We start from the raw sequence: 4,545 nt of genomic DNA, 5'->3' as shown, positions 1-4,545 counted from the left end.
CCCCCCCCCCCCCCCCCCCCCCCCCACAACAAGCCTTCTCCGTTGAGTCCAGCGTTCAGTTACTGCTGGATCTCCTGCTCGGTGAACAGGTCACTGAACAACATGCTCGACAGGTACCGTTCGCCCGAATCAGGCAGGATCACCACGATAGTCTTGCCCTGCATCTCCGGTTTTTCCGCCAGGCGCACCGCCACGGCCATGGCCGCGCCGCAGGAAATGCCGCAGAGGATGCCCTCTTCCTGCATCAGGCGCAGGGCCATGGCCTTGGACTCCTCATCGGTCACCCGCTCGACCTGATCGACAATCGATAGATCGAGGTTCTTCGGCACAAAACCCGCACCGATTCCCTGGATCTTGTGCGGGCTCGGCTTGATTTCCTGCCCCGCCATCGCCTGGGTAATCACCGGCGAAGCCTCGGGTTCCACCGCTACCGACAGGATCGGTTTGCCACAGGTGTTCTTGATATACCGCGAAACCCCGGTGATGGTTCCGCCTGTGCCCACGCCCGCGACCAGCACGTCCACCGCGCCGTCGGTGTCGTTCCAGATTTCCGGACCGGTGGTTTTCTCGTGAATCGCCGGGTTCGCCGGGTTATCGAACTGCTGCGGCATGAAATATGTCGACGGGTCGCTGGCGAGAATTTCGGCGGCCTTCTCGATGGCGCCTTTCATGCCCTTGGCCGGCTCGGTGAGCACCAGTTCCGCGCCGAGGGCCTTGAGTACCTTGCGCCGTTCGATGCTCATGGACGCCGGCATGGTCAGCATCAGCTTGTAGCCACGGGCGGCGGCCACGAACGCCAGGCCAATGCCGGTATTGCCCGAGGTTGGCTCGACGATGGTCATGCCTGGCTTGAGACGGCCTGAGCTCTCAGCGTCCCAGATCATGTTCGCGCCGATCCGGCACTTGACCGAATAACCCGGGTTGCGCCCTTCGATTTTCGCCAGGATGGTCACGCCGCGCGGTGCGATGCGGTTGATCTGCACCAGTGGCGTATTGCCGATGGAATGGGCGTTGTCAGCGTATATACGACTCATGACCGGGTCCTTAATGCAGGGGAATTAACGCTTAAAGGTAAGCCTGTTGCCAAAGGGCGTCCAGTTGCAGCGAACGTTCCAGTTGTTACATGAGTCAATGGTTTTAACAACGGAGACTACTGACATGAAGCGTCGATACAGTTGGCCACTGTGGGCCTTCGTCGCCATCGTTGCGGTGCTGGTGGCTGTGCATTTCGCCCTGCCTTATCTGGTGCGCGACTACCTCAACGATAAACTGGCGGACATGGGCGACTACCGCGGCCAGGTCAGCGATGTCGACCTCGCGCTCTGGCGCGGTGCCTACCGGATCAACGGCCTGAAAATCGTCAAGGTCGACGGCAAGATCCCGGTGCCATTCGTCGACGCGCCGCTGGTTGACCTGTCCGTGAGCTGGCACTCGCTCTGGTATGACCATGCGGTGGTGGCCGCGGTGGAGTTTACCCACCCCGAAGTCAACTTCGTCGACGGCGGGCCCAACCGGCAGAACTCCCAGACCGGCCGGGGCACCAATTGGCGCGAGCAATTGAGCAAGCTGATGCCCATCACCCTGAACGAGGTGCGGATCAGCGACGGCAAGGCCACGTTTCGCAATTTCAATTCCAAGCCACCGGTCAATCTGCGAGCCACCAACGTCAACGCCAGTTTTTATAACCTGACCAACGTGGTCGACACCGAAGGCAAGCGCGACGCCCGTTTCGAAGGCAAGGCACTGGTGGCCGAACATGCGCCACTGGAAGTCCAGGCGACCTTCGACCCATTGAGCGACTTCGAGGATTTCGACTTCCGCCTGCGCGCTACCAACATCGAGCTCAAGCGCCTGAACGATTTTGCCGCCGCCTATGGCAAGTTCGACTTCAACGCCGGCCACGGCGACCTGGTGGTCGAGGCCGAAGCCGAAAATGCCCGCCTCAGCGGTTACATCAAGCCATTGCTTCGCGGTGTGGACGTGTTCGACTGGCAACAGGACGTCGAAAACGAGAACAAGAACATCTTCCGCTCGGTCTGGGAAGCCTTGGTCGGCACAGGCGAAACAGCTCTGAAAAACCAGAGCAAGAACCAGTTCGCCACCCGCGTGGAACTCAGCGGCAACGTGCATCAGCAGAACATCAGCGCCTTCGAAGCTTTTTTGCAGATTCTGCGCAACGGTTTTGTCCAGGCCTTCAATGCCCGTTATGAACAGCCGCCGCCCTCCAAAGACTAGGTCTTGGGAGTGACAACGTAGCGACCTTTTTGCTCCGCCACCGCCCGGCCTGTTCCGCGCTGCAGGGAGTCCCAGCCCAGGCATGCGAGAGCCAGCGATCGCGGTACCGCCTCGCGGCCGCTGCTGTAGCGAGTGATACTTCGCGGACTGACTCCCAATGCTTCGGCCGCCTTGTTTAATGGCAACCCGGTTCGGGCGCGCCAATCGATGAAGATGCGGGTGTTTTCATCCGCGGCGTTCTGGGCCAATGCGCTGAAATACAAGGTGTCGGCACCGATCTGGATATCCAGGTCGGGCCACTCCACACTCCAGCCGTCGTCGCCCAGGGCTGCGCCACCAAACGCACCGCCTTCAAGCAATGGCTGCAAGCCCGGATAATTTTGCACCTCGGCGCTCAAGTCCAGCCGCAGTTGCTGACCGTCGATGAATATCAGTTCGAGACTGAACGGCGATAAAGGTTGCACGGCCATTAGCCGCGGCCGTTTCATGGGTAGCATCGTTGCCAATCCTCCAGCAGTTGCACCTGATGGGCCCGGACCCAGTCCAGCGCTTCCTTGATAATCAATGGCGGAGCGCGGCCCATCATGACTCAACGGTTTCCAGACTCAGGACGACATCCACTCCGCCACCGGTGAGGTGGACATGGGGAGGTGGATGATCCCTTTCCCGCAATTGGATGCGATAGGTATCTCTGAATCGATATTTAGTAGACATGCCATGGAATGTATCGCCAATTTGGCGATAAGCAATACTGGCAAGACGCCGAGACTGAGTCAACATGTGACGCCCCATTCAGAGACTGAATACAGCGTCTGCGTTCACAGTCGGCGGGGCTGCGCGTTATAGTCGGGCACGACATTTATTTCGCGCGCCCCGCCTCGTCAGGCCGGCGACACCGTTCGAGGAATTGCAGATGAAGTTCGAAGGCACCCGCGCCTACGTGGCCACCGATGACCTGAAACTGGCCGTCAACGCCGCCATCACCCTGGAACGGCCGTTGCTGGTCAAGGGCGAGCCGGGCACCGGCAAGACCATGCTCGCCGAACAACTGGCGGAGTCCTTCGGCGCGCGCCTGATCACCTGGCACATCAAATCCACGACCAAGGCCCACCAAGGCCTGTACGAATACGATGCGGTCAGCCGCCTGCGTGATTCACAGCTGGGCGTGGACAAGGTCCACGATGTGCGCAACTACTTGAAGAAAGGCAAGCTCTGGGAGGCGTTCGAGTCCGAAGAGCGGGTCATCCTGCTGATCGACGAAATCGACAAGGCCGACATCGAGTTCCCCAACGACTTGCTGCAGGAACTCGACAAGATGGAGTTCTACGTCTACGAGACGGACGAAACCATCAAGGCCAAGCAGCGCCCGATCATCATCATTACCTCCAACAACGAAAAGGAACTGCCTGACGCGTTCCTGCGCCGCTGCTTCTTCCATTACATCGCCTTCCCCGACCGCACCACCCTGCAGAAAATCGTCGACGTGCACTACCCGGACATCAAGAAAGACTTGGTCAGCGAAGCGCTGGACGTGTTCTTCGATGTACGCAAAGTACCGGGCCTGAAGAAAAAACCCTCCACCTCTGAACTAGTGGACTGGCTCAAGCTGCTGATGGCCGACAACATCGGCGAAGCGGTGCTGCGCGAGCGCGATCCGACCAAGGCCATCCCGCCGCTGGCCGGCGCCCTGGTCAAGAACGAACAGGACGTGCAATTGCTCGAGCGCCTGGCGTTCATGAGCCGTCGCGGCACTCGCTGAGCCTCTTCGTCCAACAAGAGCGAGGGCGATTGCCATGCTGCTTAACCTGTTCAATGAGATGCGCGCCGCCAAGGTGCCGGTTTCGGTGCGCGAACTGCTGGACCTGATCAACGCGCTGAAACAACGGGTGATCTTTGCCGACATGGACGAGTTCTATTACTTGTCCCGAGCCATCCTGGTGAAGGACGAACGGCACTTCGACAAGTTCGACCGAGCGTTCGGCGCTTACTTCAATGGCCTGGAAAAACTCGACGATCATCTCCAGGCGTTGATTCCCGAGGACTGGTTGCGCAAGGAGTTCGAGCGCTCCCTGACCGATGAAGAGCGGGCGCAGATCCAGTCCCTCGGCGGCCTGGACAAGCTGATCGAAGAATTCAAGAAGCGTCTGGAAGAACAGAAGGAACGCCACGCCGGCGGCAACAAGTGGATCGGCACCGGCGGCACCAGCCCGTTCGGTTCCGGCGGCTTCAACCCCGAAGGCATCCGGGTCGGCGACGCTGGCAAACGCCAGGGCAAGGCCGTGAAAGTCTGGGACCAGCGCGAGTACAAGA

Annotated in this window: 4 protein-coding genes and 2 pseudogenes; 3 read left to right on the top strand and 3 right to left on the bottom strand. The window is 59.9% G+C overall.

The window, feature by feature from the left end; all coding sequences use genetic code 11:
* Positions 1–59: 59 nt before the first annotated feature.
* Positions 60–1,034: a cysteine synthase A gene (cysK, locus tag ACE04F_RS13090; protein ID WP_486107245.1), complete on the bottom strand. Its 975-nt coding sequence runs from the start codon at positions 1,032–1,034 to the stop codon at positions 60–62.
* Between the two features lie 124 nt (positions 1,035–1,158).
* On the opposite strand from cysK, the gene ACE04F_RS13085 reads away from it, so the two are divergent.
* The gene (locus ACE04F_RS13085; protein ID WP_486107243.1) at positions 1,159–2,235 is read left to right on the top strand and encodes a DUF748 domain-containing protein; all 1,077 of its coding nucleotides are present in this window, start codon (positions 1,159–1,161) and stop codon (positions 2,233–2,235) included.
* Here the strand turns inward: ACE04F_RS13085 and ACE04F_RS13080 are convergent.
* Positions 2,232–2,732, bottom strand: a complete 501-nt coding sequence (locus ACE04F_RS13080) for a DUF2442 domain-containing protein (RefSeq protein WP_486107241.1) — start codon at positions 2,730–2,732, stop codon at positions 2,232–2,234. The genes ACE04F_RS13085 and ACE04F_RS13080 overlap by 4 nt on opposite strands.
* Positions 2,720–2,949: pseudogene (locus ACE04F_RS13075) on the bottom strand (DUF4160 domain-containing protein). The gene ACE04F_RS13080 and the pseudogene ACE04F_RS13075 overlap by 13 nt, the downstream one beginning before the upstream one ends.
* A gap of 199 nt (positions 2,950–3,148) precedes the next feature.
* Here ACE04F_RS13075 and ACE04F_RS13070 point away from each other — a divergent pair.
* On the top strand, positions 3,149–3,994 hold the full coding sequence (locus ACE04F_RS13070; protein WP_486107239.1) for an AAA family ATPase: 846 nt from the start codon (positions 3,149–3,151) through the stop codon (positions 3,992–3,994).
* A 34-nt stretch (positions 3,995–4,028) separates the two neighbouring features.
* Positions 4,029–4,545: pseudogene (locus tag ACE04F_RS13065) on the top strand (hypothetical protein); the annotation flags it as partial.

It is taken from the genome of Pseudomonas sp. AGC41 (assembly GCF_057334555.1).
This window is presented reverse-complemented; position numbering and strand designations above follow the sequence as displayed.

Bases quoted from the DNA above. Each gene is read 5' to 3' on its own strand.
- cysK (WP_486107245.1), bottom strand. From the start codon at position 1,034: ATGAGTCGTATATACGCTGACAACGCCCATTCCATCGGCAATACGCCA.
- ACE04F_RS13085 (WP_486107243.1), top strand. From the start codon at position 1,159: ATGAAGCGTCGATACAGTTGGCCACTGTGGGCCTTCGTCGCCATCGTT.
- ACE04F_RS13080 (WP_486107241.1), bottom strand. From the start codon at position 2,732: ATGCTACCCATGAAACGGCCGCGGCTAATGGCCGTGCAACCTTTATCG.
- ACE04F_RS13070 (WP_486107239.1), top strand. From the start codon at position 3,149: ATGAAGTTCGAAGGCACCCGCGCCTACGTGGCCACCGATGACCTGAAA.